This window comes from Stenotrophomonas sp. SMYL20 (genome assembly GCF_036320045.1).
GTDB lineage: Bacteria > Pseudomonadota > Gammaproteobacteria > Xanthomonadales > Xanthomonadaceae > Stenotrophomonas > Stenotrophomonas maltophilia_A.
The window spans coordinates 90,848-115,552 of sequence record NZ_JAWIRT010000015.1 but is presented as its reverse complement, the minus strand read 5'-3'; the positions used below and the strand labels follow the sequence as shown (position 1 = coordinate 115,552).

At 66.2% G+C, this 24,705-nt stretch carries 25 protein-coding genes and 1 pseudogene; 17 read left to right on the top strand and 9 right to left on the bottom strand.

What is annotated here, in order from left to right:
* Positions 1–10: 10 nt before the first annotated feature.
* Genes coxB through V3B48_RS13205 form a run of 5 tightly spaced genes read left to right on the top strand, consistent with a single transcriptional unit; the run spans position 11 to position 4,353 of the window.
* Entirely contained in the window at positions 11–964 is a 954-nt protein-coding gene (gene coxB / locus V3B48_RS13225) for a cytochrome c oxidase subunit II (protein WP_032129720.1), read from the top strand.
* A gap of 59 nt (positions 965–1,023) precedes the next feature.
* A complete protein-coding gene (ctaD, locus tag V3B48_RS13220; RefSeq protein ID WP_004153896.1) occupies positions 1,024–2,631 on the top strand; it encodes a cytochrome c oxidase subunit I in 1,608 nt (535 codons plus the stop codon).
* An 8-nt stretch (positions 2,632–2,639) separates the two neighbouring features.
* On the top strand, positions 2,640–2,876 hold the full coding sequence (locus tag V3B48_RS13215; protein WP_279912651.1) for a hypothetical protein: 237 nt from the start codon (positions 2,640–2,642) through the stop codon (positions 2,874–2,876).
* A complete protein-coding gene (locus V3B48_RS13210; RefSeq protein ID WP_279912652.1) occupies positions 2,873–3,463 on the top strand; it encodes a cytochrome c oxidase assembly protein in 591 nt (196 codons plus the stop codon). The genes V3B48_RS13215 and V3B48_RS13210 overlap by 4 nt, the downstream gene beginning before the upstream one ends.
* 14 nt (positions 3,464–3,477) lie before the next feature.
* A complete protein-coding gene (locus V3B48_RS13205) occupies positions 3,478–4,353 on the top strand; it encodes a cytochrome c oxidase subunit 3 (protein ID WP_005412024.1) in 876 nt (291 codons plus the stop codon).
* Positions 4,354–4,373: 20 nt separating this feature from the next.
* Here the strand turns inward: V3B48_RS13205 and V3B48_RS13200 are convergent, their stop codons facing one another.
* The gene (locus V3B48_RS13200) at positions 4,374–4,592 is read right to left on the bottom strand and encodes a twin transmembrane helix small protein (RefSeq protein WP_010484233.1); all 219 of its coding nucleotides are present in this window, start codon (positions 4,590–4,592) and stop codon (positions 4,374–4,376) included.
* Positions 4,593–4,649: 57 nt separating this feature from the next.
* Between V3B48_RS13200 and V3B48_RS13195 the strand changes: the two are divergent.
* The 6 genes and pseudogenes from V3B48_RS13195 (at position 4,650) to V3B48_RS13170 (ending at position 10,530) form a co-directional block, all read left to right on the top strand.
* A pseudogene (locus V3B48_RS13195) lies at positions 4,650–5,367 on the top strand (SURF1 family protein).
* 141 nt (positions 5,368–5,508) lie between these two features.
* Complete coding sequence (locus V3B48_RS13190; RefSeq protein ID WP_032129724.1) at positions 5,509–6,078, top strand: hypothetical protein; 570 nt, start codon at positions 5,509–5,511, stop codon at positions 6,076–6,078.
* A 10-nt stretch (positions 6,079–6,088) separates the two neighbouring features.
* On the top strand, positions 6,089–7,252 hold the full coding sequence (locus V3B48_RS13185) for a COX15/CtaA family protein (RefSeq protein WP_329893864.1): 1,164 nt from the start codon (positions 6,089–6,091) through the stop codon (positions 7,250–7,252).
* Positions 7,253–7,256: 4 nt separating this feature from the next.
* Positions 7,257–8,150: a heme o synthase gene (cyoE, locus tag V3B48_RS13180; RefSeq protein ID WP_010484229.1), complete on the top strand. Its 894-nt coding sequence runs from the start codon at positions 7,257–7,259 to the stop codon at positions 8,148–8,150.
* 152 nt (positions 8,151–8,302) lie between these two features.
* Positions 8,303–9,109, top strand: a complete 807-nt coding sequence (locus V3B48_RS13175) for a calcium-binding protein (protein ID WP_329893863.1) — start codon at positions 8,303–8,305, stop codon at positions 9,107–9,109.
* Between the two features lie 677 nt (positions 9,110–9,786).
* Positions 9,787–10,530 (top strand): hypothetical protein, encoded by a 744-nt coding sequence (locus V3B48_RS13170; protein ID WP_329893862.1) that lies wholly within the window; start codon positions 9,787–9,789, stop codon positions 10,528–10,530.
* A 117-nt stretch (positions 10,531–10,647) separates the two neighbouring features.
* On the opposite strand, the gene V3B48_RS13165 is transcribed toward V3B48_RS13170, so the two are convergent.
* The 6 genes from V3B48_RS13165 to rpsU form a co-directional block, all read right to left on the bottom strand.
* Complete coding sequence (locus tag V3B48_RS13165) at positions 10,648–11,619, bottom strand: bile acid:sodium symporter family protein (protein ID WP_293796594.1); 972 nt, start codon at positions 11,617–11,619, stop codon at positions 10,648–10,650.
* A 28-nt stretch (positions 11,620–11,647) separates the two neighbouring features.
* A complete protein-coding gene (locus tag V3B48_RS13160; RefSeq protein ID WP_329893861.1) occupies positions 11,648–12,148 on the bottom strand; it encodes a protein tyrosine phosphatase family protein in 501 nt (166 codons plus the stop codon).
* Positions 12,149–12,175: 27 nt separating this feature from the next.
* Positions 12,176–13,915: a DNA primase gene (gene dnaG / locus V3B48_RS13155; protein WP_329893860.1), complete on the bottom strand. Its 1,740-nt coding sequence runs from the start codon at positions 13,913–13,915 to the stop codon at positions 12,176–12,178.
* A gap of 59 nt (positions 13,916–13,974) precedes the next feature.
* Positions 13,975–14,919, bottom strand: coding sequence for a YihY/virulence factor BrkB family protein (locus tag V3B48_RS13150; protein WP_050509858.1), 945 nt, complete (start codon positions 14,917–14,919; stop codon positions 13,975–13,977).
* A 103-nt stretch (positions 14,920–15,022) separates the two neighbouring features.
* Complete coding sequence (locus tag V3B48_RS13145; protein WP_004153909.1) at positions 15,023–15,466, bottom strand: GatB/YqeY domain-containing protein; 444 nt, start codon at positions 15,464–15,466, stop codon at positions 15,023–15,025.
* Positions 15,467–15,599: 133 nt separating this feature from the next.
* Complete coding sequence (gene rpsU / locus V3B48_RS13140) at positions 15,600–15,815, bottom strand: 30S ribosomal protein S21 (RefSeq protein ID WP_002808376.1); 216 nt, start codon at positions 15,813–15,815, stop codon at positions 15,600–15,602.
* A 166-nt stretch (positions 15,816–15,981) separates the two neighbouring features.
* Between rpsU and tsaD the strand changes: the two genes are divergently transcribed.
* The gene (gene tsaD, locus V3B48_RS13135) at positions 15,982–17,007 is read left to right on the top strand and encodes a tRNA (adenosine(37)-N6)-threonylcarbamoyltransferase complex transferase subunit TsaD (protein WP_032129730.1); all 1,026 of its coding nucleotides are present in this window, start codon (positions 15,982–15,984) and stop codon (positions 17,005–17,007) included.
* Between the two features lie 141 nt (positions 17,008–17,148).
* Here the strand turns inward: tsaD and V3B48_RS13130 are convergent, their stop codons facing one another.
* The gene (locus V3B48_RS13130) at positions 17,149–17,814 is read right to left on the bottom strand and encodes a hypothetical protein (RefSeq protein WP_121504722.1); all 666 of its coding nucleotides are present in this window, start codon (positions 17,812–17,814) and stop codon (positions 17,149–17,151) included.
* Positions 17,815–18,173: 359 nt separating this feature from the next.
* Between V3B48_RS13130 and folB the strand changes: the two genes are divergently transcribed.
* The 4 genes from folB to V3B48_RS13110 all read left to right on the top strand — a co-directional run bounded on the left by folB (position 18,174) and on the right by V3B48_RS13110 (position 22,838).
* Positions 18,174–18,527, top strand: coding sequence for a dihydroneopterin aldolase (gene folB / locus V3B48_RS13125; protein ID WP_025878255.1), 354 nt, complete (start codon positions 18,174–18,176; stop codon positions 18,525–18,527).
* A gap of 62 nt (positions 18,528–18,589) precedes the next feature.
* Positions 18,590–19,861 (top strand): mechanosensitive ion channel domain-containing protein, encoded by a 1,272-nt coding sequence (locus V3B48_RS13120; protein ID WP_329893859.1) that lies wholly within the window; start codon positions 18,590–18,592, stop codon positions 19,859–19,861.
* 128 nt (positions 19,862–19,989) lie between these two features.
* A complete protein-coding gene (locus V3B48_RS13115; RefSeq protein ID WP_329893858.1) occupies positions 19,990–22,164 on the top strand; it encodes a glycoside hydrolase family 3 N-terminal domain-containing protein in 2,175 nt (724 codons plus the stop codon).
* 131 nt (positions 22,165–22,295) lie between these two features.
* Positions 22,296–22,838, top strand: a complete 543-nt coding sequence (locus V3B48_RS13110; protein WP_329893857.1) for a hypothetical protein — start codon at positions 22,296–22,298, stop codon at positions 22,836–22,838.
* A 70-nt stretch (positions 22,839–22,908) separates the two neighbouring features.
* On the opposite strand, the gene V3B48_RS13105 is transcribed toward V3B48_RS13110, so the two are convergent.
* The gene (locus V3B48_RS13105) at positions 22,909–24,075 is read right to left on the bottom strand and encodes a PQQ-dependent sugar dehydrogenase (RefSeq protein ID WP_329893856.1); all 1,167 of its coding nucleotides are present in this window, start codon (positions 24,073–24,075) and stop codon (positions 22,909–22,911) included.
* Positions 24,076–24,245: 170 nt separating this feature from the next.
* On the opposite strand from V3B48_RS13105, the gene yiaA reads away from it, so the two are divergent.
* Positions 24,246–24,698 carry an inner membrane protein YiaA gene (gene yiaA, locus V3B48_RS13100; RefSeq protein WP_285302899.1) on the top strand — a complete coding sequence of 151 codons (453 nt, stop codon included), beginning with the start codon at positions 24,246–24,248 and terminating at the stop codon, positions 24,696–24,698.
* The last annotated feature ends 7 nt before the right edge of the window (positions 24,699–24,705 follow it).

Sequence of the window (24,705 nt, the reverse complement as noted above, 5' to 3'; positions counted from 1 at the left end):
GGTCTAGGCAATGAAGCAAAGCAGCAGGTGGGGCACGAAGTGCGTTGCAGCGGTCGCCGCCATGGTGGCCGGGGGACTGATGCCGGCGTTGGCTTGGGCCCAGGCGGCCGATCCCAAGCCGTGGCAGCTGAACATGGGCAAGGGGGTGACCCAGACCTCGCGCCTGGCCTGGGAATCGAACAATCTCTCGTTGATCATCTGCACGGTGATCGGCGTCATCGTGTTCGGGGCGATGGCCTACGCCATCTTCAAGTTCCGCAAATCCAAGGGCGCGGTCGCCGCCACCTTCAGCCACAACACCAAGGCCGAGATCATCTGGACAGTGATCCCGGTGATCATCCTGATCGTGATGGCATGGCCGGCCACGGCCAACCTGATCAAGATGTACGACACCCGCGATGCCGAGATGACGGTGAAGGTCACCGGCTACCAGTGGATGTGGAAGTACGAATATCTCGGCGAGAACGTCACCTTCACCAGCCGCCTGGACCGCGAGTCCGACCGCGTGCGGCAAAGTGGCATCGTGCCGACCCGCGAGACTCACCCGCATTACCTGCTGGATGTCGACAACCGCCTGGTGCTGCCGGTCGATACCAAGGTGCGCTTCGTCATCACCTCCGACGACGTGATCCACGCCTGGTGGGTGCCGGCGCTGGGCTGGAAGCAGGACGCCATCCCCGGTTTCATCAATGAGGCCTGGACCAGCATCGAGCAGCCCGGCGTCTACCGCGGCCAGTGCGCCGAGCTGTGCGGCAAGGACCATGGCTTCATGCCGATCGTGGTCGAGGCGGTGTCCAAGGAAGAGTTCAAGCAGTGGCTGGCGCAGCGCAAGCCGGCGCCGCCCGCCGAGCCGGCAACGCCGGCGGCACCTGCCGAACCGACTGCACCGACGGGAGAGGCACCTGCAGCGCCTGCCGCTGCTGAAGCCGGCAGCGCGCCTGCCACCGCGGCCAGCGGAGCGTGATGTAAAGCCCGCGGCCGTTCGCGGCCGTGGTGACAACCGATTCTGAGAGGTGTTTTGCAATGGCGCACTCGGCAGTTGGGCACGACGATCACCATCACCAGCAGAGTTTCTTCGAGCGTTGGTTCTTCTCGACCAACCACAAGGACATCGGCACGCTGTACCTGGGTTTCAGCTTCATCATGTTCATCATCGGTGCGGCGATGAGCGTGGTGATCCGTGCCGAGCTGGCGCAGCCGGGCCTGCAGTTCGTCAAGCCCGAGTTCTTCAACCAGATGACCACCGTGCATGCGCTGGTGATGATCTTCGGTGGCGTGATGCCGGCCTTCGTCGGACTGGCCAACTGGATGATTCCGCTGCAGATCGGCGCGCCGGACATGGCGCTGCCGCGCATGAACAACTGGTCGTTCTGGCTGCTGCCGGTGGCCTTCAGCCTGCTGCTGCTGACCCTGTTCCTCCCTGGCGGTGCACCGGCTGGTGGCTGGACGTTGTACCCGCCGCTGTCGCTGCAGGGCGGCTACAACGTCGCCTTCAGCGTGTTCGCCATCCATGTGGCCGGCATCAGTTCGATCATGGGCGCGATCAACATCATCGCCACCGTGCTGAACATGCGTGCGCCGGGCATCGATCTGCTGAAGATGCCGATCTTCTGCTGGGCCTGGCTGATCACCGCGTTCCTGCTGATCGCGGTGATGCCGGTGCTGGCCGGCGCGGTAACCATGCTGCTGACCGACAAGTTCTTCGGCACCAGCTTCTTCAACGCCGCCGGTGGCGGTGACCCGGTGATGTACCAGCACATCTTCTGGTTCTTCGGGCACCCCGAGGTCTACATCATGATCCTGCCCGCCTTCGGCGTGGTCAGCGAGATCATCCCGACCTTCAGCCGCAAGCCGCTGTTCGGCTACCAGGCGATGGTGTACGCCACCGCCGCGATCGCGTTCCTGTCGTTCATCGTCTGGGCCCACCACATGTTCACCGTGGGCATGCCGCTGGGTGGCGAGATCTACTTCATGTTCGCCACCATGCTGATTTCGATCCCGACCGGGGTGAAGGTGTTCAACTGGGTCAGCACCATGTGGCGTGGCTCGCTGACGTTCGAGGCGCCGATGCTGTGGTCGGTGGCCTTCGTCATCCTGTTCACCATCGGTGGCTTCTCCGGCCTGATGCTGGCCATCGTGGCGGCTGACTTCCAGTACCACGACACCTACTTCGTGGTCGCGCACTTCCACTACGTGCTGGTGACCGGCGCGGTGTTCGCGCTGATCGCGGCGGTGTACTACTGGTGGCCGAAGTGGACCGGGCGGATGTACAGCGAGAAGTGGGCCAAGGTGCACTTCTGGTGGTCGATCGTGTTCGTCAACCTGCTGTTCTTCCCGCAGCACTTCCTCGGCCTGGCCGGCATGCCGCGCCGCATTCCCGATTACAGCGTGGCCTTCGCCGACTGGAACCTGATCAGCTCGATCGGCGCGTTCGGCATGTTCGTCACCCCGTTCATGATGGCCGCGATCCTGCTGTCCTCGCTGCGCAATGGCGAGAAGGCCGAGGCCCGATCGTGGGAAGGTGCGCGCGGCCTGGAATGGACGCTGCCGTCGCCGGCACCGGCGCATACGTTCACCACGCCGCCGACCATCCGCCCGGGGGATCTGGCGCATGACGACATCACGCATTGAGGTGGGGCATGCATAACGAAAGCCCGCTCCCGATCGGTAGAGTCGAGCCATGCTCGACTGACGAAAAGCAGCCGACCAACGGTCGGCTCTACAACAGCGAAGCGCAGCCGACCAGCGGTCGGCTCTACCAGGGTGGAAGCATCGAGCAGCAACGCCAGCGCGCCAGGCGCACGGCGATGTGGGTCGGCGCCATCGCCGTGCTGGTCTACGTCGGTTTCATCCTCAGCGGGGTGATCGGCCGATGAGCGAGGCGCCGGCCACCACACCGTCACGCAGTGCGGGGCTGCCGCGCCTGATCGGCGTGGCGGTGGCGGTGTTCCTGCTCACGTTCTCGCTGGTACCGCTGTACCGCATCGCCTGCGAAAAGGTGTTCGGCGTGCGCCTGGAACGCGGTCCCGGCAGCGAGGCCAGTACCGGCGCGGCGGCCGGCAAGCGCACCGTGCGCGTGGAATTCGATGGCGGGGTCAACTCACGGCTGCCATGGTCGTTCCATCCCGAGCAGCTGACCATGGACGTGGTGCCCGGCGAACTCAACGAAGCGCTGTACTTCGCCCGCAATGACAGCCAGCAGGCAGTGGTCGGCAGCGCGGTGCCTTCGGTGGCGCCGGCGCGTGCGTCGGGCTTCTTCAGCAAGACCGAGTGCTTCTGTTTCACCGCGCAGACGCTGCAGGCCGGCGAGAAGCGCGACATGCCGGTGCGCTTCATCGTCGATCCGGACCTGCCACCCGAGATCAAGACGATCACGCTGTCCTACACCTTCTACCGCAACGACGCGCTGTCCGATCGGCTGGCTCCGGCCGCCACCTCGGAAGGCGCGCACGCCGCACCCTGACCCCGGATACCGACATGGCCCAGACACCGACCGACGCCAACGTGTACTTCGTCCCGGCCCAGAGTAAATGGCCGTTCGTGGGTTCCATCGCGATGATGGTGACCATGGTAGGCGTGGCCAGCTGGCTCAACGATGCCAGCTGGGGACGCTGGACGTTCTACATCGGCATCGCGATGCTGGTGCTGACCCTGTTCTGGTGGTTCAGCGACGTGGTGCGCGAATCGCAGGCCGGCAACTACAACCATCAGGTCGATGGCTCGTTCCGGATGGGGATGATCTGGTTCATCTTCTCCGAAGTGATGTTCTTCGGTGCGTTCTTCGGCGCGCTGTTCTACACCCGCAACCTGGGCCTGTCGTGGCTCAGCGGCGAAGGCCGCGGGGTGATGACCAACGAGCTGCTCTGGCAGGGCTACTCGGCGGGTTGGCCCACCAATGGCCCGGCGGCGATCGGTGGCGCGTTCCAGACCATTCCGGCCTGGGGCCTGCCGCTGATCAACACGCTGATCCTGCTGACCTCCGGCGTGACCCTGACCATTGCCCATCACGCGCTGAAGGCGGGCAACCGTCGCCAGCTGCTGATCTGGCTGGGCCTGACCGTGGTGCTCGGCCTCGGCTTCCTGACCCTGCAGGCGGAGGAGTACATCCACGCCTACAAGGAACTGAACCTGACGCTCGGTTCGGGCATCTACGGTTCAACGTTCTTCATGCTGACCGGCTTCCACGGCGCGCACGTGCTGCTGGGCACGATCATGCTGATCGTGATGTGGCTGCGTTCGGCCAAGGGGCACTTCACCCGCGACAACCATTTCGGTTTCGAAGCCGCCGCGTGGTACTGGCACTTCGTCGACGTGGTGTGGCTGATGCTCTTCATGTTCGTCTACGTGCTTTGACCGCGCACGTATCGGTGGCCTCAGCCGCCGATGCCGTGCGGTTTGATCCAGCCCATGTAGATGCTCACGATCACCAGTACGATCAAGGCCACCGACACCCCGATGCGGCGTGTCAGTGCGTTGACCGTGCGCTTGGTCTGGCCGCGGTCGACCAGCAGGTAATACAGGCCGGCGCCCAGATTCCAGACGATGACGATCAGAAACGCGATTACCAGCAGGGTCTTCAGCGAATCACTCATGCGCGGCTCGAGGGCAGGGTGGATGGGCCTATCTGACCGCGTTTGCGCGGACTTGTCATGATGCGCCAGCACACGCGCCTGATCGGCTGGCTGTTGGCGCTGCTGGCAATGGCTGCTTTCACCGCGTTGGGGCTGTGGCAGCTGCAGCGCATGCATGCCAAACAGGCAATGTTGGATGCACAAGGTCCAGCCGTGGCACAGGCGCTGCCACTGGCGCAGGCTCTGGCGGCGCCCGGCGCGTTGCACGGCGTGGCCGACCACGGCCGCTTCCTGCCCGGCGTGGTGCTGCTGGACAACCAGACCCGGCATGGTCGCGCCGGGGTGAAGATCTATCGTCCGTTCCGCAGTGACGAAGGCGGCGTGCTGCTGGTCGATCTCGGCTGGCGTGCGCTGCCGCCGGATCGCACGCTGCCGGATGTGCCGGCGCCGCCTTCGCCGGTGGCGGTGCGTGGGTTATTGGCGCCGCCGCCGTCGGCGGGACTGGCACTGGGTCCCGCATTCTCCGCAACCGATGAGGCCGGGCGTTGGCTGGCCAGCCGTTTGCCCGCCGAAGGCCTGGCGGCGGCGCTTGGCCTACCGGTATTGCCCGACCGCGTCCTGCGCCTGGACCCGGCACTGCCATTCGGCGACGAACGCGATCTGGACCTGCTGCCGAACACGCTGCCGCCGCAGCGTCACCTGGGCTACGCCGTGCAGTGGTTCGGCCTGGGCCCTGACCGTGCTGGTGGTCGCGCTGGTGCTGGAGTGGCGCAGGAGACGTGCCGTGGCCCGGTAGTGGGGGGGGGGGGGGGGGGGGGGGGGGGGCGGGGGGGTGGGGGGGGGGGGGGGGGGCGGCCCCCCCCCCCGCCCCCCCCCCCCCGCCACTACCGGGGCACCACACCCGCATCCCTTACCCAACCATGAGAAAATGCCCCGCATGAACACTGCTACGTCCCCGCAGGCGCGCGGCTCCGGCCGCCGGACCCTGGTGCTGCTGTTTGCCGTGTTCTTCGGTGCGATGGCACTGGCCGCCGTGCTGCGCTTCTCCGGCTGGCAACCGACCGGGCACCGCAATGCCGGCCAGCTGCTGAAGCCGCCGGTGGACCTGCGCCAGCAGGCGCCGACCCTGGCCAGCGGCCAGCCCTACGCCTGGAACCCCGAGGCCCGTACCTGGCGCCTGCTGGTGGCGCCGGCCGGTGCCTGCGACGCGCAGTGCGTCACTTTGTCGCAGGGACTGGGCAAGGTGTGGCAGCTGTTCGGCCATAACGCCGATAATGTCGAAATCCTGTGGCTGGGAACGCCACCGGCGTCGATCGCCTCGCTGCCCGCGCTGCGGCCGCTGGCTCCGTCGCCAGCACTGCGCGCGGCCCTGCCCGGCGTCGACGATCCGGCTGGCCTGCCGGTCTACGTGATCGATCCGAACGGCTTCGTGATCATGCGTCATGCCCCGGGCACCGACCTGGGTGGCCTGCGCAAGGACATGGCCACGTTGCTGAAACTGAAGTGAGTCCCGTTTGATGAGCCTTTCCGCGCGTCCGGCGCTGCACCGCAATTTCCACCGCCTGGCGTGGTTCGCCATGATCATGACCGCGAGCACGATCATGTTCGGCGCCTTCGTGCGCCTGTCCGATGCCGGCCTGAGCTGCCCGGACTGGCCGACCTGCTATGGCCAGGCCACCTGGCCGCAGCATGTGGAAGAGACCATCGGCCACCCGGCGGCGGAGATCCGCCCGCTGGAGACCCACAAGGCCTGGCGTGAGCAGGTGCACCGCTTCCTGGCTGGCGCGCTGGGCATCGAGATCCTGACCCTGGCCCTGTTGGCCACGCGCAAGCGGCGATTCGGAAGCACGGCGGTGGTGACCGCCTGCGTGCTGGTGGCCGTCGGCATACCGCTGTACATGATGGGCTGGCATGGCACGGCCAGCGTGCTGGCGTTGATCGGTGAGGCGATCCTGCTGATCGCCGCGCTGCGCTGGAGCAACATCGACCTGGCGCGCGCTGCATTGCTGACCCTGGCGGTGGTGATCTTCCAGGCCTTGCTGGGCATGTGGACGGTGACCCTGCTGCTCAAACCCATCGTAGTGATGGGCCATCTGCTCGGTGGCATGCTGATGTTCGGCCTGCTGGTGTGGATGGCCTGGCGCGCGACGCACATGCCGATCACCCTGGCCGAGGCGCCGAAGCTGAAGTGGCTGCTGCGCATCGGCGTAGCGGTGCTGGTCACCCAGATCGCGCTGGGGGGCTGGGTCAGCGCCAATTACGCGGCGCTGGCCTGCGGCGGTGGCAGCGCCTCGCTGGACAACTTCCCGCGCTGCGCCAACCAGTGGTGGCCGCAGCATAACTTCGTCGAAGGCTTCACCCTGTGGCGTGGCATCGGCGTGGATTACGAAGGCGGCGTGCTGGATGGCGCCTCGCGCATCGCCATCCAGATGGCACACCGCCTGTTCGCGGTGGTGGTGGCCCTCTACCTGCTGTGGCTGGGCGTGCGCCTGTTCCGGTTGCCGAGCATGCGTGGCTGGGCCAGCGCGCTGATCGCGCTGCTGGTGCTGCAGGTCACCCTCGGCATCCTCAATGTGAAGCTGGCGCTGCCGCTGGAAGTGGCGGTGGCCCACAACGGCGTGGCCGTTGCCCTGTTGTTCGTGCTGGTCAGCCTGCTGGCCCGCCTGCGTGCCCCGGACTGATTCCATGTTTTCCAATTACCGCCAGTACTGGGACCTGACCAAGCCCAAGGTCGTTGCCCTCATTGTCTTCACTGCCCTGGTCGGCATGGTCCTGGCCATCCCCGGCGTGCCCAGCTGGGAGCAGGTGCGCGCCGGCGTGCTCGGCTTCCTGGGCATCTGGCTGGCCGCTTCGGCGGCCGCGGCGATCAACCAGCTGCTGGATGCGCACATCGATGCGCAGATGGCCCGCACCTCGTGGCGGCCGCTGGTGGTGGGCAAGGTCAAGCCGTGGCAGGTGCTGGTGTTCGCCGGCGTGCTGATCGTGCTGTCGATGGTCATCCTGGTGCTGTGGGTGAACCTGATCACCGCCGTGCTGACCTTTGCCTCGCTGATCGGCTACGCGGTGATCTACACCGTGTACCTCAAGCGTGCGACCTCGCAGAACATCGTCATCGGTGGCCTGGCCGGCGCGATGCCGCCGATGCTGGGCTGGGCTGCGGTGACCGGCATGCAGGGTTCGTCGGACTGGGCGTACTCGTCGCTGCTGGTGCTGATCATCTTCATCTGGACGCCGCCGCACTTCTGGGCGCTAGCGATCTTCCGCCGCGAGGACTACGCCAAAGCGGAGATCCCGATGCTGCCGGTGACCCACGGCGTGGTGCACACCCGCAAGCAGATCATGGTGTATTCGGTGGTGCTGGCGCTGGTCTGCCTGCTGCCGTACCTGGTGGGCATGAGCGGTGCGTTCTACCTGGGCGGCGCGATCGTGCTCAATGCGGTGTTCCTCTGGTACGCCTGGCGCATGCTCAATCCGCCGGACGAACTGTTCTCGATGAAGATGTTCTATTACTCCATCGTCTACCTGATGGCGCTGTTCGCCTTCCTGCTGGTGGACCACTGGATCCTGCCCTGGTTGTAGAGTCGAGCCATGCTCGACTCGGGGGCGGATCCCCGTCGGGGCTCTGACCCGGTCTGATGGTGGGCGCATCCACGCATGGCGTGGATCTACTTGAACCGCGGTTGCTGTGTCGCCATTGCTGTTCCTGACCTCAAGGAAAGGAAGGCGCAGGGATGCATTCGATCTTCCGCTGGACCAGCGCGCTGCTGCTGGCGCTCGGCATGGCCCTCAATGCGCATGCCGACGACACCGCCGTGCAGATCCGCCAGCACGCCGGTGAGCATCGCCTGCTGGTGCTGGGTGAATTTCACGGTACCCGCGAGACACCGCTGCTGGTACGCCAGCTGGTGGACGACTACAGCCGTAACGGCCCTGTCCTGCTGGCCCTGGAACTGCCGCGTGCAGAGAACCCTGCGCTGCACGACTATCTGGAATCCGATGGCGGGGCCGCGGCGCGCCAGCACCTGCATGGCCGCGCGTTCTGGACCGTGCGCGATGACCAGCATGACGGCCGTCGCAGCCGCGACATGCTGGCGATGATCGAAGACCTGCGTGCGCTGAAGGCACAGGGTCGTGCCATCGATGTGGTCGGCTATGACGTCGACAACAGCGATGGCGGCAACCAGGCACGCGATGACCGCATGGCGGCCGAGCTGCGGCGGCTGTACCGGCGACTGCCGGCTGGCGCACGCATGCTGGTGCTGACCGGCAACGTGCACGCCATGCTGCAGCGCCCGCAAGGTATGCCGCCGGAAATGCAGATGTACCCGATGGCGTCGCAGCTGCGGGACCTGGATATCTACAGCGTACGGTTGGGCGCGCAGCGTGGTCAGGCGTGGGGATGCGCGGGCCGTTGCGTGGCGCGGTCACTTCCAGAGCAGGTGGCCACGGCGCCGCGGGTCGATGCCGATGCGAAACGGCCGTACGACCTGTGGGTGTGGATGCCGGAGTTGAGCGTCGGCACGCTTGTGGGCCCGTAACGGCAGGCAACCCATCCACGCATGGCGTGGATCTACTGGTGGTTCACGCCATCGGTGGGAGTAGAGCCACGCCATGCGTGGATGGGCTCTCACGGAACCCGGCGCAGCCAGTGTCGGGTTTCGCCCGGGAGGGCTGCAACTGCGCCCATCGACCAAGCCGTCGCGCTGTAGGGTTTTGCCGCGCTGTCAGCTTCCTGCACGCAAGGCGTCACAGATACCGACTGTTCCACCAGACCGGATCATCAACAGTAGATACACAGGTATTGCGGGATGACTCGCAATTCTGTGGCGCAATCAATGAGATGTCATGTTTCTCTGCCCATCGTTCTGTGTGCCGCGCTCACCTGCCTGGCTGGCAATGCGGCAGCAGAAGTAAAAGCACTGAGTCGGGCCAACTGCATTGGATTCATCAACGAATCCGTGACCTATGAACGGCCCCAGTTTCGCAATTTTCAGGGGTCGGCCGTAACCAGGCACGTTCCCCTCGGGAACATTGAGCCGAAGCATGCTTTCGGTGCGCCTAACAATGGACTGTACTCCTGGCGATTTTACGCAGGCGATGGCAGTGATCCAGAACGAATGGTTGTTCACGGATATCACACATGGGTGCTGGGCGGACGCGTATTTACGCAATCCACGAGTGCGGTCGATTGCCAACTTTCGGAGTGGTGAGCATCATGAAGAGTCTTTGCTTTATCGCATTCTCGCTGGCCATGTCGATGTCAGCTCAAGCATCCCAGAATGAACCTGCTCCCGATGCGGTAGGGAGCTGGCTACACCAACGCGCCATGCAGGCTGCAATGCAGGAGGCCTCGGCAATGGGAAGATCGTCCGCCAGCGTGGGCAGCTACCAGATGGTGAAACTGGCAGACCTTGATGCCCCCCGAGAAGTGAAGCGGCAGCTTCGCGATGACATCGAACGATCCAACGGTGTCGTGCGGGTTGCAGCAGGGAGCATCCCAACGCAGGCCGAAATGCTGGCTGCCGTGCCGCGGACTCACCGCTCAACTCCAGAACTACGCCAGCGCCTGCCGCAGCCACCCAGCAGGCTGGAAAGCAGCCTGCTGGGCGCAGCCGAGATGATTGGCATGGAGCCCAGTGGTGCGTTGGAGGGTGGAAAGTCCTCGGGCTTGAGCCGTTTCTACCGGCTGGAGGGTGTCGGCATCGTGGAGTTCAGCGAGAACAACTTCCTCGCTGCGGGCATGCAGATCGAGGTCATCGCGGAGGCGCAGAACACCGTGGTGGACGGCAAGCCCGCTCACCTCGGGAAGGTTGTGGATAGTGTCGGCCGTACTCGGGTTGAGCTTGCCTGGACGGGAGACAGCAAGACTTACAGTCTGACCGTCACGGGCGAGCCGGGCAGCGACGTGGAGCGCAACGCCCGAGTGCTGCACGACATCGCCGCGGCCATCGTGAATTAGCGGCGGCGTATGCGTCATCCACGCATGCCGTGGATCTACTGCGGGTTCACGCCATCCGCGGTTTGGTAGATCCACGCAGCGCGTGGATGGGCTCTCTACAAAAACCCGCGCGCCCAATCAGGGCGCGCGCTTCGCATACCGCTGCGCGATCACGCCGCAGACGATCAGCTGGATCTGGTGGTAGATCATCACCGGCAACACGATGGCGCCGAGGCTGCCACCCGCAAACAACACCTTGGCGATCGGCACACCGGTGGCCAGGCTCTTCTTCGAGCCACAGAACACGATGGCGATCTCGTCCTCGCGGTTGAAGCGCAGGCGGCGGGCGATGAAGGTGATCAATGGCATGGCGATGCCGAGCAGCACGGCGGCGACCACCGCCACGGCCAGCAGCGACAGCAGCGGTGTCTTGCTCCACAGCCCTTCGGTCACCGCTTCGCCGAACGCGGAGTACACCACCAGCAGGATGGTGGCCTGGTCGGTGTAGCGCAGCAGCGCGCGCTGCTTCTCCACCCAGCCGGCGATCCACGGCCGCAGCAGGTGGCCGGCCACGAAGGGCACCAGCAGCTGCAGCATGATGCCGCCGATGGCGTGCAGCGGGTCGTGCACGCCGCCGGAGGTACCGGCCAGCGCGGTCAGCAGCAGCGGCGTCAGGAACACACCGAGGATGCTCGACAGCGACGCGCTGCATACCGCCGCAGGCACGTTGCCGCGTGCCATCGAGGTGAACGCGATGGACGACTGCACGGTGGAGGGCAGGGTGCACAGGAACAGCACGCCCAGGTACAGCTCCGGGGTCAGCAGCCAGCCCGACAGTGGCTTGAACATCAGCCCCAGCAGCGGGAACAGGATGAAGGTGCAGGCCAGGATGGTCAGGTGCAGCCGCCAGTGCAGCATGCCGCCGATGATCGACTCGCGCGGCAGGCGCGCGCCATGCAGGAAGAACAGCGCGGCGATGGCGACGGTGGTGACATCGTCGAGCACGATGGCGGCGGCGCCCTTCATCGGCAGCAGCGAGGCCAGGCCGACGGTGCACAGCAGGGCGAGGGTGAAGTTGTCCGGTCGCAGGCGCGACCACCAGCGGGTCATGGTGGGCAGAGTCCTTGGTGCGGAGGGTTCAGGGCGAGGTGACCGGCGTGGCCAGGCGCTGGCGGGTGGCGGCTTCCAGCGACTTCAGGCCAGCACGCTGGCCCAGCTGAAGGGCGTGTTCCGGGCTGGCGTGTTCGTAGCGTGCATTGACCAGGCCGAGCACGGCACCGGCGCGGTTGCCGGAGGCGCAGTGCAGCAGCACCGGCCCCTGGCTCTGCTGCAGGGCCTGGTGCACGGCACGGATGTTGGCTGCATCCAGGCCGTCGGCGCCGGCCACCGGAATGCGTACGTAGCGCAGACCCAGTGATTCGGCCACGCGGGTTTCATCGAAGCCGCGGTCTTCGTCGGGCTGGCGCAGGTCGATCACGGTGCGCACGCCCTGCGCGGCCAGGGCCTGCAGCTGTGTGGCGCTGGGTTGGCCGCCGGCATACAGGCCGGGGCGGACTTCGTTCAGGGGCGCGTCTTCGGCCAGGGCCGTCAGCGGCAGGCAGAGCGACAACAACAGCAGGCAGGTCAGGCGCAGCAGCATGGTCCTCTCCGTGAAAACGTTCTGCCGCTACAGGCGCAGTCCGGCGCGCGCCTTCAGCAGCTCGCGCAGTTCGTATTTGTCAGTATCGTCCAGACCCTGCTGGCGCTGCTTTGCCAACAACTCCTCCAGACGTTGCACCAGCAGCTGTTTCTCCAGCTGGGCCACGGCATCGTGCAGTTCCTGGGTCCACATCGCGTCGTCGCCGGGCATCGTCTGCGCGGCCAGCATGTGCAGTGACGCCTGTTCCTCACGCCCGTCGAAGTGCTCCAGCAGTGCGCCGGTGCTGATGTCCGGACGTTGCTCGACCAGGTCCAGCAGCTCCAGCAGCAGCTCCACGCCCGGCAGGCGCAGGCCCTGGAAGTGGTGCTTGCCGCCCAGCGTCAGCGCCAGCGACGGCTGCTGCAGCAGAACGGCGATCGCGCCGCGCACCAGGCTGCGCTTGGCCACCGGCTGGATCGTCCGCTGCGGCTGGCGTTGCGGCATCGGTGCGCGCGCTGCCTGGGCATTGCCGCCAAGGCCGGTCAGCTGCGCCAGCTGCTGCTTCATCAGGTCGCCGAAGGCGCCGTCGGGAATCTGCGCCAGCATCGGCTTTGCGCGCTCGGCCAGGCGCGCCTTGCCGTCCAGCGTGCCCAGGTTGATTTCGCGGGTGAGCTCGTCGAAGAAGAACTGCGACAGCGGCGTGGCCTGTTTCAGGCGTTCGTTGAAGGCCTCGGCGCCTTCCTTGCGCACGATGGTGTCCGGGTCTTCGCCATCGGGCAGGAACAGGAAGAAGGCCTGGCGGCCATCCTTCATGCGCGGCAGCACCGACTCCAGCGCCTTCCAGCCGGCGCGGCGGCCGGCGGCGTCGCCATCGAAGCAGAAGAACACATCCGGTGCGTTGCGGAACAGCAGCTCGGCATGGTCCGGCGTGGTTGCGGTACCCAGCGTTGCCACCGCCTGGGTGACCCCGAACTGGAACAGCGAGACCACGTCCATGTAGCCCTCGACCACGATCAGCCGCTCGATCTTCTGGTTGGCCTGGCGCACCTGCCACAGGCCGTACAGTTCGCGGCCCTTGTGGAACAGCGCGGTCTCGGGCGAGTTGAGGTACTTGGGGCCGTCGTCCTTCTCGAACACGCGGCCGCCGAAGGCGATCACCCGGCCACGGCGGTCGAAGATGGGGAACATCACCCGGTCGCGGAACTTGTCGTAGACGTGGCCGCGATCGTTCTTGGAGAACAGGCCGGCGCGGTCGAGCAGCTTCATGCGTCGCTCGTCCTTGCCCAGCGCATCGCGCAGGCCGCTGTAGCCATCCGGTGCGTAGCCGATCTGGAAGCGCGCGCGGTTCTCTTCATCCACGCCACGGCCATCCAGGTAGCTGCGGGCCTTGTCGCTGCCCTGCAGGTTGTTCTGGAAGAACTTGGTGGCCGCCTCAAGCGCCGAGTACAGCTCGCGGCTGTCGTCCTGCTGCTGCGGGCTGCGCGGATTCTCGCTGCGCGGCACTTCCATGCCTGCGCGCTTGGCCAGTTCATCCACCGCGTCGAGGAATTCGAGGCGGTCGTAGTTCATCAGGAAGCTGATCGCGGTGCCGTGCGCGCCACAGCCGAAGCAGTGATAGAACTGCTTGGTGGGCGAGACCGTGAACGACGCCGAGCGCTCGTCATGGAACGGGCAACGCGCTGCGTATTCCTTGCCCTGTCGCTTCAACGGCACGCGGCTGCCCACCACCTCGACGATGTCGGAGCGGGCGAGCAGATCGTCGATGAAAGCGTCGGGGATACGGGCCATGGGCAACAGAACGGGGCGCGGCCGCAGGGCGCGCAGCAGGGGCGGCAGGTTCCCCTAGTTTACTCGCTGGCGGTGCCGGGGCTGGCCTGTTCCGCATCGGCCCCGGCCCTGGCCAGTTGCGCCCGTGCATGCTGCCGTTCGTCGATCACCGCGGTCATCAGCGCACCGACGAAGAACACGGCGGTGGCGTAGTAGATCCAGACCAGCGAGATCACCAGCGCGCCCATCGAACCGTAGGCGCTGCCCGGGGCCACCGTGGCGATGTAGACGCCGATGCCATAGCGGCCGAGGGTGAACAGCACCGAGGTGATGGCACCGCCGATGAAGGCCTGGCGCCAGGCCACGCGGCGGTCCGGCAGGTAGTGGTAGAGGAAGGCGAAGGCCAGCGTGTACAGCAGCAGCGAGGTCAGGTAGCCGATTGCCGGCAGTACCGAGGGCAGTTGCGCGAACACCACCTGCAGTGCGGTGGTGGCGGTCATCGACAGGATCAGCAGGAAGCCCAGTGCCAGCACCACGCCGAACGAGAACACGCGTTTGCGCAGCCAGGCCTTGATGCCTTCCAGGCGCTGGCCGCTGGTGTGGAAGATCCGGTTCAGCGCGTTCTGCAGCTGGGCGAACACGGCGGTGGCGCCGATGAACAGCAGCAGCGTGCTCCACAGCCCGGCCAATGAACCGACGCTGGGCTGGCTGTTGGCGTTGTGCAGCACGGTGTCGGCGACGCTGGCCACGCTGCTGCCGGCCACCGAACCGATCTGGCTGATCAACGTCTGTTGTGCTGGTGGGTACAGCGAGGCGGTCAGCCACAGCAGCAGCACCAGCAGCGGTGCCATCGACAGCAGGGCGTAGAAGGAGACCGAGGCGGCCTGGGTCAGCACGTCGATTTCGACGAAGCGCTTGGCGACGGCCATCGGGAAGCTGTCCTGCAGGCGGTCAGCGTAGTGGCGAAGCCGTGCCGGAATGCCGTGGGGACGCGTGTCGGCGGGGGAGTGCGATTGCTCGACCATGGGGATGTTGTAGCAGCCGGGGGTCGAAGGTGCGGTGAAGCGGGTGCATCAATGGGGTCAGAGCCCTTCCGCGATGCGAAAGGGATCCGACCCCGGCAATGGCTTACGCCAGCTGCTGCTTGACCAGCTTGGAGACCAGACCCATGTCGGCCTGGCCAGCGAGCTTGGGCTTCAATGCGCCCATCAGCTTGCCCATGTCGGCCGGACCGGAAGCGCCGGTCTCGGCGATGGCGGCCTGGATCGCGGCGACGATCTCGGCTTCGCCCATCTTGGCCGGCAGGTAGGCTTCGATGACCACGATCTCGGCGCGCTCGATCTCGGCCAGGTCCTCGCGGTTGGCGGCTTCGAACTGGCTGACCGAGTCCTTGCGCTGCTTGACCATCTTGTCGAGCACGGCGATCACGGCGGTGTCATCCAGCTCGATGCGCTCGTCCACTTCGCGCTGCTTGATGGCGGCGTTGATCAGGCGGATCACGCCCAGCTTGTGCTTCTCGCCCGCCTTCATGGCGGCCTTCATGTCTTCGGTGAGCTGCTGCTTCATGCTCATGAGGAACCTCGTGGTGGTAGGTGGGGCGGGGCGGATGCCCGAACCCGAAAACGCAAAAAGCCGGCGACGCTCGCGCGTGCCGGCTTCGGCTCCATCGCGACAGGCAAGCCCATCGCAATGAAGATGCGTCCGATCAGTACAGGCGCTGACGCTTGGTAACGTCGCGCGACGAGCGGCGCAGCTGACGCTTCACAGCAGCGGCGGCCTTGCGCTTGCGCTCCTGGGTCGGCTTTTCGTAGAACTCGCGCTTGCGGGTTTCGGCCAGCACACCGGCCTTTTCGCAAGTGCGCTTGAAGCGGCGAAGAGCAAACTCGAAGGGCTCGTTCTCGCGGACTTTGACGCTGGGCATGGAATCTCCGGGACACAGTAGAACCGGGTCACGCCCGGCGAGCCGCACATTATAGCGGCGAATAGACAAACTGCAAGCGGCCAACCCTGAATACGGGCCAGAGGTTCGAAAGCAGTGAGACCTGCACGTCCCCCGAGGGGGCGGCAGGGGCGTCATAATAGCAGGCATGCGAGTCCTTGGCATCGAATCTTCCTGTGATGAGACCGGCGTGGCGGTGTATGACACCGACCTGGCCGGCAGCGCGGCCCTGCGCGCCCATGCGGTCTACAGCCAGATCGCCCTGCACGCCGAATACGGTGGTGTGGTGCCCGAACTGGCCAGCCGCGACCACGTCCGCAAGCTGCTGCCGCTGGTGCGCCAGACCCTGGCCGACGCCGGCCTGGGTGTAGGTGATATCGACGGCGTGGCCTATACGGCCGGTCCCGGCCTGGTCGGCGCACTGCTGGTCGGCGCGGGCGTGGCGCGGTCGCTGGCCTGGGCGCTGGAGGTGCCGGCGGTGGGCGTACACCATATGGAAGGCCACCTGCTGGCCCCGCTGATGGAGGACGACCCGCCGGAAGCGCCGTTCGTGGCACTGCTGGTGTCCGGTGGCCATACCCAGCTGGTGGCGGTGGACGCGATCGGCCAGTACCGCCTGCTGGGCGAGACCTTGGACGATGCGGCCGGCGAGGCCTTCGACAAGACCGCCAAGATGATGGGCCTGCCCTATCCGGGCGGCCCGCAGCTGGCCAGGCTGGCCGAGCAGGGCACGCCGGGTGTCTACCGCTTCGCGCGGCCGATGACCGACCGCCCGGGGCTGGATTTCAGCTTCTCCGGCCTGAAGACCCAGGTCCTGATGGCCTGGCGCGACAGCGACCAGAGCGAACAGACCCGCGCCGACATCGCTCGGGGCTTCGAAGACGCCGTGGTCGAGACCCTGTCGATCAAGTGCGAGCGCGCGCTGGAAGCGGCCGGGACCAATGTGATCGTGGTGGCCGGCGGTGTCGGCGCCAACAAGCGCCTGCGCGCACGCCTGCAGCAGATGGCCGAGCGCCTCGGCGGACGGGCCTGTTTCCCGCGGCCGGCACTGTGCACCGACAACGGCGCGATGATCGCCTTCGCCGGCGCGCTGCGGCTGCAGGCCGGCCAGCACAGCCCGCCGAAGGTGGACGTCACCCCCCGCTGGGACATGGCGACCCTGCCGGCGGTGTGAGCCCCCGGCCGCGCGAACCGCTCGATCGGCGTTTGTAGAGTCGAGCTTGCTCGACTGGGCGCAATGACGAACACAGAGCAGTCGAGCAAGCTCGACTCTACAGGCAGGCCTCCGTAGCGCCGGGCTACGCCCGGCTACACATTACGGACGCCCTGCCAACGGCGACGCCGCCAACACCGTTGTCGCCCGCTCATGGCGCTGCAGCCAGCCCAGCGTATGCGGGCAGCGGGCGTGGATCAGCCGTCCGATCGCCGCCAGGTCGGCACCGATGTCGCGTTCCAGGATGGGTTCGTGGTGGGCGATGCGGTTGCGCAGGTGGCGAATGCGTCCGATGTCAGCGTGGATGGCTTTTCTGATGACGCTGGGATGAGCTGAGGGTGCATGCCGCAGAACTCCATTGAGTGCGGGTATCCACAGCGTATCGTCGAAGCGACAGGTGAAAAGCTGCTGCCAGAACACCATCGGCAGCTTGGCGACGATTTCGGGTGTATCGGTCGTGCGGCCAGCAACCTGTTCCAGTGCTGCACGTGCGGAAGTACAGGACGAGGTTGGCAGCCTGCGTCGGAAGGCATCATTCCAGGGCCAACGCGGGCCATGCTGCCGGGCGAGCACGGTAGCAGCGGCGTTACGGGTGACCACTTCGCACAGATGGACCGGCATCATCAGTGCACCGCACATCCGCATGTTCCAGAGGTACAGAGATTCGGCCGTGACGTCGGGGCTGCAGGTCGATGCGATTCTCTCGTAAGTAGACAGACGCTCCGCTGACAACGCGCGCCGCAGTACATCGTATGGAGCCATCGTCATGTGCGGTGGTGAAGGAGGGATCGATGTTCGCGAGAGTGGGCGGCGGCCACCATCAGGGAACGTCGTTGTCTGCGCGGCTGATTCTCTGCGTTTGACCTCGGACGACTACCTGACCTGCCCTGTCGGAATTGGCCTTGACCGGTGATCTCGTCTTTACCTAATCTGCGTGCCTGCGCCACCGGGACTCGCGGCTGTTCAACAGCTCCCCCCGGGGACAAACGGTAGTACCAAAGGGCCCTGCTAGCGGGGCCCTTTGTTTTTTCTGGAACCGCGCCCCTGCCGGCCACCCACCGCCCGTTCCGGGCAGGCTCACCGCCGTGCCGTTACCATGGCCCCCTGTATTCGGGCTGGTAAGCGCAATGGACAAGGTTTTCATCGAGGGGCTGACGATCGACGCCCTGATCGGTATCTACGATTGGGAACGACGGATCCGCCAGGACCTGGTGTTCGACCTGGAAATGGGCTTTGACAACCGTCGTCCCGCGGCCTCCGACGACATCGCCCATACCCTGAACTACAAGGCGGTGAGCAAGCGCCTGGAGCAGTTCGTGCGCGAGTCGGAATTCGGCCTGGTGGAAACCCTGGCCGAGCGCTGCGCACAGATCGTGCTGGACGAATTCGACGTGAAGTGGCTGCGCCTGAAACTGAGCAAGCCGGGCGCGGTGCGTGGCGCGCGCGCGGTGGGCGTGATCATCGAGCGCTCGCGGGACTGATCCGGTAGTGCCGGCCGCTGGCCGGCACCCCCAACAACAACGACAACGCAAGGAGACAACTGATGGTGGACGCGGTGGTGGCGGTACAGTGGCTGGAAAAGCTGCAGAACACACTGGAACCCTATCCCGGCGCCTACCTGGCGTTGATGATCTCAGCCCTGCTGATCGCTGCGGGCTTGGCCAACTGGGTGACCAAGCGCATCCTGGTGCGTGGCCTGCGGCGCCTGCTGCAGCGCCTGCCGGGCGCCGAGTCCGGGCGCGGCAGCCACGTGATGCGGGTCATTTCGCGTCTGTCCAACGTGGTGCCCAGCCAGGTGATCGCCTCGGGCGTCACCCTCATCCCCGATCTGCCCGAAGGCCTGGTCAAGGTCATCATCAAGCTGTGCATCGTGTGGGCCGTGCTGACGGTGTCGATGGCGTTCTCGCATGCGCTGGACGCGGCCAACAGCCTGTACGAGCGCAAGCCCGATGCGCGCAACAAGCCGATCAAGGGCTACCTGCAGGTGGTCAAGATCGTGGTGTTCGTGGCCGCCGGCCTGTCCATCATCGCCACGCTGCTGGGGGTGAAACTGGGGCCGTTGGTGACCGGCCTGGGGGCGGCCACGGCGGTGCTGATGCTGATTTTCCAGGACACCATCCTGTCGTTGGTGGCCAGTGTGCAGATCAGTGGCGATGGCCGTGTGCGCATCGGCGACTGGATCGAGATGCCCAGCCAGAACGCCGACGGCGATGTGATCGACATCGCGCTGCACACCATCACCGTGCAGAACTTCGACAAGACCATCACCACCATCCCGACCAAGAAGCTGGTGACCGAGTCGTTCAAGAACTGGCGTGGCATGCAGGAGGCCGGTGGCCGCCGCATCAAGCGCGCGCTGTACCTGGACCAGCACAGCGTCGGTTTCCTGGACGAGGGTGATCTGGCCTTCCTCGGCGAATTCGCGCTGCTGCGCGACTACCTGCAGGCCAAGGAGCAGGAGCTGGGCCAGTGGAACGGGCGCCTGCGCGAGCAGGGCGTGGCCGAGGTCAACAGCCGCCGGGTGACCAACCTGGGCACCTTCCGGGCCTATGTGGAGCGCTACCTGCGCAGCCACCCGGGCATCCATACCGATATGACCCTGCTGGTGCGGCAGCTGCAGCCGACCACCGAAGGCCTGCCGCTGGAGCTGTACTGCTTCACCCGCAGCACCGCCTGGGGCGAGTACGAGGCGGTGCAGTCGGACATCTTCGACCACCTGCTGGCGATCCTGCCGGCCTTCGGCCTGCGCGTGTTCCAGGCCTCCAGCGACGCCATGTTGATGGCCGGGCAGCGCCAGTTGGCCGGCTCGGAGTAAGCTGCGGTGCCCCTGGCGGGGCCATACGGACCCCGCTGGTGGCTGAAACTGAATGAAGAAACCTCTCGCCAAATCGCCCGGGATCGCTAGAATGCCGGGCTTGTAAACGTTTTCATCAAGGACTGCCGGTGGCCTCCGATCGCATCGAATCCCTCATTGCCCAGATGACCGTCGAGGAAAAGGTCGGCCAGCTGGGTGTCTTCGCGGACATGGTCCGCCCGTTCGCCCCGGACGTGAACCCGGAAGCCAACGTGCGCAATGCCGACCAGGTGCTGCAGCAGGTGCGCGAGGGCAAGGTCGGTTCCCTGTTCAACGGCGTGGGCGCCGAGCTGGGCCGCCGCATCCAGCAGGTCGCCACCGAAGAGAGCCGCCTGGGCATTCCGGTGATCCTGGCCGCCGACGTCATCCACGGCATGCGTACCGTGTTCCCGATTCCGCTGGGCGAGGCCGCCAGCTTCGAACCGGAGCTGGCCGAGCGCACCGCACGCGCCACCGCCATCGAAGCCACCGCTGCTGGCCTGCACTGGACCTATGCTCCGGCCGTGGACATCGCCCGCGACCAGCGCTGGGGCCGTGGCGCCGAAGGTGCCGGTGAGGACGTGGTGCTGGGGTGTGCGTTCGCCGCCGCCCGCGTGCGCGGCTTCCAGGGCAGCGACCTGCGCGCTGCCGATTCGCTGCTGGCCACGCCGAAGCACTTCGCCGCCTACGGTGCGGTGATGGCCGGCATGGAATACAACATGGTGGACATCTCGCCGCAGACCCTGCGCGACGTGCACCTGCCGCCGTTCAAGGCTGCGTTCGACGCCGGCGCGATCACCGTGATGTCCTCGTTCAACGACATCAACGGCGTGCCGGCCAGCGCCAACGCCGAACTGCTGACCGACATCCTGCGCGGTGAGTGGAAGTTCCCGGGCGTGGTGATCTCCGATTACACCGCCGACATGGAACTGGTCGCGCACGGTTATGCCGCCGACGACCGCGATGCCACCGCCAAGGCGTTCACCGCCGGCCTCGACCTGAGCATGCAGAGCGGCTTCTACGCCGAGCACCTGCCGGGCCTGGTCGAGAGCGGCGAGGTGCCGATGGCGGTGCTGGATGAAGGCGTGCGCCGCATCCTGTGGCTGAAGGAAACCATCGGCCTGTTCGACGACCCGTACCGTTCGCTGGATCCGGCGCGCGAAGCCGATACCTCGCACATTGCCGCACATGACGCGCTGTCGCGCGATGCGGCGCGTCGTTCGATCGTGCTGCTGAACAACCGCGACAACGTGCTGCCGTTGCAGAAGACCGGGCAGAAGATCGCGCTGATCGGCCCGTTCGTGCAGGACCGCGAAAACATCGAAGGCTGCTGGACGCTGTTCGGCGACAAGCAGCGCTACGTGGATCTGGAAACCGGCGTGCGCGCCGCCATCGGCGATGAAGCGCTACTGGAAATCGTGCCGGGTTGCGATCTGGAAGCCGCGATTCCGGGCGGTACCGAAGCGGCCGTGGCCGCCGCGCTGCGCGCCGATGTGGTGGTGCTGGCGCTGGGCGAACCGCAGCGTTACAGCGGTGAAGCGCAGTCGCGCGTGGAGATCACCCTGCCGCCGGCACAGCAGGCGCTGGCCGAGGCAGTGGCGATGACCGGCAAGCCGCTGGTGGTGCTGCTGCGCAATGGCCGCGCGCTGGCGCTGCAGGGCGCGGTGCGCAATGCACAGGCCGTGGCGGTGACCTGGTACCTGGGCACCCAGACCGGCCATGCCGTGGCCGATGTGCTGTTCGGTGACTACAGCCCGTCCGGCCGCCTGCCGGTCAGCTTCCCGCAGGTGTCCGGCCAGCAGCCGTACTTCTACAATCACCCGCGCACCGGCCGCCCGGAACTGCCGACCATGTCGGAGTTCAAGGCCCGCTGGCGCGAGATTCCGAACGAGCCGCTGTACCCGTTCGGGCATGGTATCGGCTACACCACCTTCGCCTATGGCGTGCCGCAGTTGAGTGCGGGCCAGCTCGGCTGGGACGACACCCTGACCATCACCACCACGCTCACCAACAGCGGCGACGTGGCCGGCGAGGAAGTGGTGCAGCTGTACATCCACGACCGCGTGGCCAGCCGCGTACGTCCGGTGCGCGAACTGAAGGACTTCCGCAAGGTGGCACTGCAGCCGGGCGAGTCGACCGAAGTGGTGTTCACCCTGACCCGCGAGCAGCTGGCGTTCACCGGCCGCGACGGCGTGCTGCGTGCCGAGCCTGGCCAGTTCGACCTGTGGGTCTGCGCCTCGTCGGCAGCAGGCGAAGCCGTGCAGTTCGAGCTGCTGAAGGCCTGATCGAGAAAAAGGGGACGGAGGGGATTAAGTCGTTTGTGCCACTAACGACTTAATCCCCTCCGTCCCCTTTTTTGTTGTTCTCACTGGCACGGCGCTACCATCGGTGTTCTTGAACCGATGGATGCCCGCGCATGCGCACGATCGCTGTGTTGATTCCCGCCCTGTTGCTGGCGGCCTGTTCGCAGCCGGCACCGCCGGCCGAGCCTGCGGTGGACGCACCGCCGCCGATGGAGGCCAGTGCTGCGGCCACGCCCGCGGCTGAATCGGCGAAGGCTGCTGCCGAGCCGGCCGGCGCCGCACCGGCGGATGTGCCCGCGGAAGACGCGCGTGCACGCATTGAGACGCTGCTCGGCGACGCCGCGCAGTACGAGAAGGTGTTCAACGCGTTCAAGACCGCGGTGGTCGGTGGTGATCGCGCTGCGGTGGTGGAAGAGGTGCGCTTCCCGCTGAATATCGCTAACGGAAAGAAGATCACCGGCCCCGGTGAGTTCCAGCGCAGCTACGAGAAGATCATCACGCCGGCGGTGGTCAAGGCGGTGTCCGAACAGGACTTCGGCAAGGTGTTCGTCAACCAGCAGGGCGTGATGATCGGCGATGGCCAGGTGTGGCTGAACGGGCAGTGCCTGGACCAGGCCTGCACGAAGACCGAGGTGAAGGTCATCACCATTCAATGAACGCAGACGGCCCCGCGTGCGGGGCCGTTGCGGGAAAACGTGCCGGCCAGCGGCCGGCACTACCATCCTGTCAGGTTTTCGGGGTGAGCTTCAGCAGGCGCGCCTTGCTGCCGTCTTCCAGCAGCCACAGCGCGCCATCCGGGCCCTGTTCCACTTCGCGGATGCGCTCGCCCATGTTGAAGCGTTCGGCTTCGCGCGCGCTGTCACCATCGAAGGCCACGCGCACCAGCGAGGTGGAGGACAGGCCACCGATGAAGCCGCTGCCCTTCCACTGCGGGAACAGGGTGCCGCTGTAGATCACGAAGCCGGCCGGCGAGATCACCGGCGTCCAGGTCACCTTCGGGGCGGCGAATTCCGGCCGGGTATCGTGGTCGGGAATCGGGCGGCCGTCGTAGTGGCTGCCGTTGGAGACGATCGGGTAGCCGTAGTTGGCGCCGCGCACGATCAGGTTCAGTTCGTCGCCGCCGGCTGGGCCCATCTCGTGCGCCCACAGCTTGCCGTTGGCGTCGAAGGCCATGCCGAGGATGTTGCGGTGGCCCAGCGACCACACCTGCGCAGCAACACCGCCCTGCGAGGCGAACGGGTTGTCGGCGGGCAGGCTGCCGTCGTCGTTGAGGCGGATGATCTTGCCGAGATTGCCGCCCATGTCCTGGGCCGGATCGAACTTCTGCCGCTCGCTGGAGCTGATCCACAGCTTGCCGTCCGGGCCGAAGACGAGGCGGTGGCCGTAGTGGCCCTCACCACTGACCTTGGGGCTCTGCCGCCAGATCACCTTCAGGTCCTTCAGCTCACCGCCACCGTTGGCGTCCAGCGCCAACGTGGCACGGGCCACGGCAGCACCGCGGGTATCCAGCGTGCCTTCCTCGGCATAGCTGAGATAGATCACGTGGTTGCTTGCGAACTGCGGATGCAGGATCACGTCACCGAAACCACCCTGGCCACCGTAGGCGACCTTCGGAACGCCGGTGATCTCGTGTTTCTGGCCGCCGGCCAGGTCCAGATGCTGCAGCTTGCCGCGCTTTTCGGTGACCAGCAGGCTGCCATCGGGCAGGAAGGTCATTGCCCACGGCTGGTCGAAACGACTGATTTCGGATGCGGTGAACGGTCGCTGGTCGGCAGCGTCTGTGCTGGCAGCGGCAGCTTTCTGCCCACTGGCATCGGGGCCGGCGGCACTGCAGGCCGTGGTGGCGAGGATCGGCAACAGGCCGAGGACGAGCAGCAGGGGCGTGCGGGTCATGGGTATCTCCAGCGGAAGGGGATGCGGATGGCCAGGCTCTCCCTTGTATACCACCGGGGCGGTGACGGTCCTGGCCCGAAGGTCCTGTTTCCCCCTGTGCGGCGGCGGCGGGATCGTCTAGGGTGGGTTCGCCCGGGCAAAGCATGCCCGCCTGACTGCAAGGAACCGCAATGAACGCACCGATCATCCATCGACCCTCGCCGGCCTTCATTGCCGCCTCCTGGGTGGCCCTGCTGCTCGGCGCGGTGGCCTACCTGATAGGCCTGTTCAATGCGGAGATGCCGCTGAACGAGAAGGGCTACTACCTCACCCTGCTCCTGTTTGGCCTGTTCGCAGCGGTGTCGCTGCAGAAGAGCGTGCGCGACCGTGTCGAGGGCATTCCGGTGAGTGGCCTGTACTACGCGCTGTGCTGGTTCGCATTGCTGTCTGCGCTGTTGTTGCTGCTGGTTGGCCTGTGGAACGCCACCCTGGTGCTGAGCGAGAAGGGCTTCTACGGCATGGCCTTCGCGCTGTCGCTGTTCGGTGCGGTGGCGGTGCAGAAGAACACCCGCGACCTGATCGCCGCCGGTGGCGGCGAGAGCAAGCGCAGCACGATCGTGCCGCCGCTGCCGGAACAGGAATGATGCAGCA

Coding starts and splice junctions, on each gene's coding strand:
- coxB (WP_032129720.1), top strand. CDS start 11: ATGAAGCAAAGCAGCAGGTGGGGCACGAAGTGCGTTGCAGCGGTCGCC.
- ctaD (WP_004153896.1), top strand. CDS start 1,024: ATGGCGCACTCGGCAGTTGGGCACGACGATCACCATCACCAGCAGAGT.
- V3B48_RS13215 (WP_279912651.1), top strand. CDS start 2,640: ATGCATAACGAAAGCCCGCTCCCGATCGGTAGAGTCGAGCCATGCTCG.
- V3B48_RS13210 (WP_279912652.1), top strand. CDS start 2,873: ATGAGCGAGGCGCCGGCCACCACACCGTCACGCAGTGCGGGGCTGCCG.
- V3B48_RS13205 (WP_005412024.1), top strand. CDS start 3,478: ATGGCCCAGACACCGACCGACGCCAACGTGTACTTCGTCCCGGCCCAG.
- V3B48_RS13200 (WP_010484233.1), bottom strand. CDS start 4,592: ATGAGTGATTCGCTGAAGACCCTGCTGGTAATCGCGTTTCTGATCGTC.
- V3B48_RS13190 (WP_032129724.1), top strand. CDS start 5,509: ATGAACACTGCTACGTCCCCGCAGGCGCGCGGCTCCGGCCGCCGGACC.
- V3B48_RS13185 (WP_329893864.1), top strand. CDS start 6,089: ATGAGCCTTTCCGCGCGTCCGGCGCTGCACCGCAATTTCCACCGCCTG.
- cyoE (WP_010484229.1), top strand. CDS start 7,257: ATGTTTTCCAATTACCGCCAGTACTGGGACCTGACCAAGCCCAAGGTC.
- V3B48_RS13175 (WP_329893863.1), top strand. CDS start 8,303: ATGCATTCGATCTTCCGCTGGACCAGCGCGCTGCTGCTGGCGCTCGGC.
- V3B48_RS13170 (WP_329893862.1), top strand. CDS start 9,787: ATGAAGAGTCTTTGCTTTATCGCATTCTCGCTGGCCATGTCGATGTCA.
- V3B48_RS13165 (WP_293796594.1), bottom strand. CDS start 11,619: ATGACCCGCTGGTGGTCGCGCCTGCGACCGGACAACTTCACCCTCGCC.
- V3B48_RS13160 (WP_329893861.1), bottom strand. CDS start 12,148: ATGCTGCTGCGCCTGACCTGCCTGCTGTTGTTGTCGCTCTGCCTGCCG.
- dnaG (WP_329893860.1), bottom strand. CDS start 13,915: ATGGCCCGTATCCCCGACGCTTTCATCGACGATCTGCTCGCCCGCTCC.
- V3B48_RS13150 (WP_050509858.1), bottom strand. CDS start 14,919: ATGGTCGAGCAATCGCACTCCCCCGCCGACACGCGTCCCCACGGCATT.
- V3B48_RS13145 (WP_004153909.1), bottom strand. CDS start 15,466: ATGAGCATGAAGCAGCAGCTCACCGAAGACATGAAGGCCGCCATGAAG.
- rpsU (WP_002808376.1), bottom strand. CDS start 15,815: ATGCCCAGCGTCAAAGTCCGCGAGAACGAGCCCTTCGAGTTTGCTCTT.
- tsaD (WP_032129730.1), top strand. CDS start 15,982: ATGCGAGTCCTTGGCATCGAATCTTCCTGTGATGAGACCGGCGTGGCG.
- V3B48_RS13130 (WP_121504722.1), bottom strand. CDS start 17,814: ATGACGATGGCTCCATACGATGTACTGCGGCGCGCGTTGTCAGCGGAG.
- folB (WP_025878255.1), top strand. CDS start 18,174: ATGGACAAGGTTTTCATCGAGGGGCTGACGATCGACGCCCTGATCGGT.
- V3B48_RS13120 (WP_329893859.1), top strand. CDS start 18,590: ATGGTGGACGCGGTGGTGGCGGTACAGTGGCTGGAAAAGCTGCAGAAC.
- V3B48_RS13110 (WP_329893857.1), top strand. CDS start 22,296: ATGCGCACGATCGCTGTGTTGATTCCCGCCCTGTTGCTGGCGGCCTGT.
- V3B48_RS13105 (WP_329893856.1), bottom strand. CDS start 24,075: ATGACCCGCACGCCCCTGCTGCTCGTCCTCGGCCTGTTGCCGATCCTC.
- yiaA (WP_285302899.1), top strand. CDS start 24,246: ATGAACGCACCGATCATCCATCGACCCTCGCCGGCCTTCATTGCCGCC.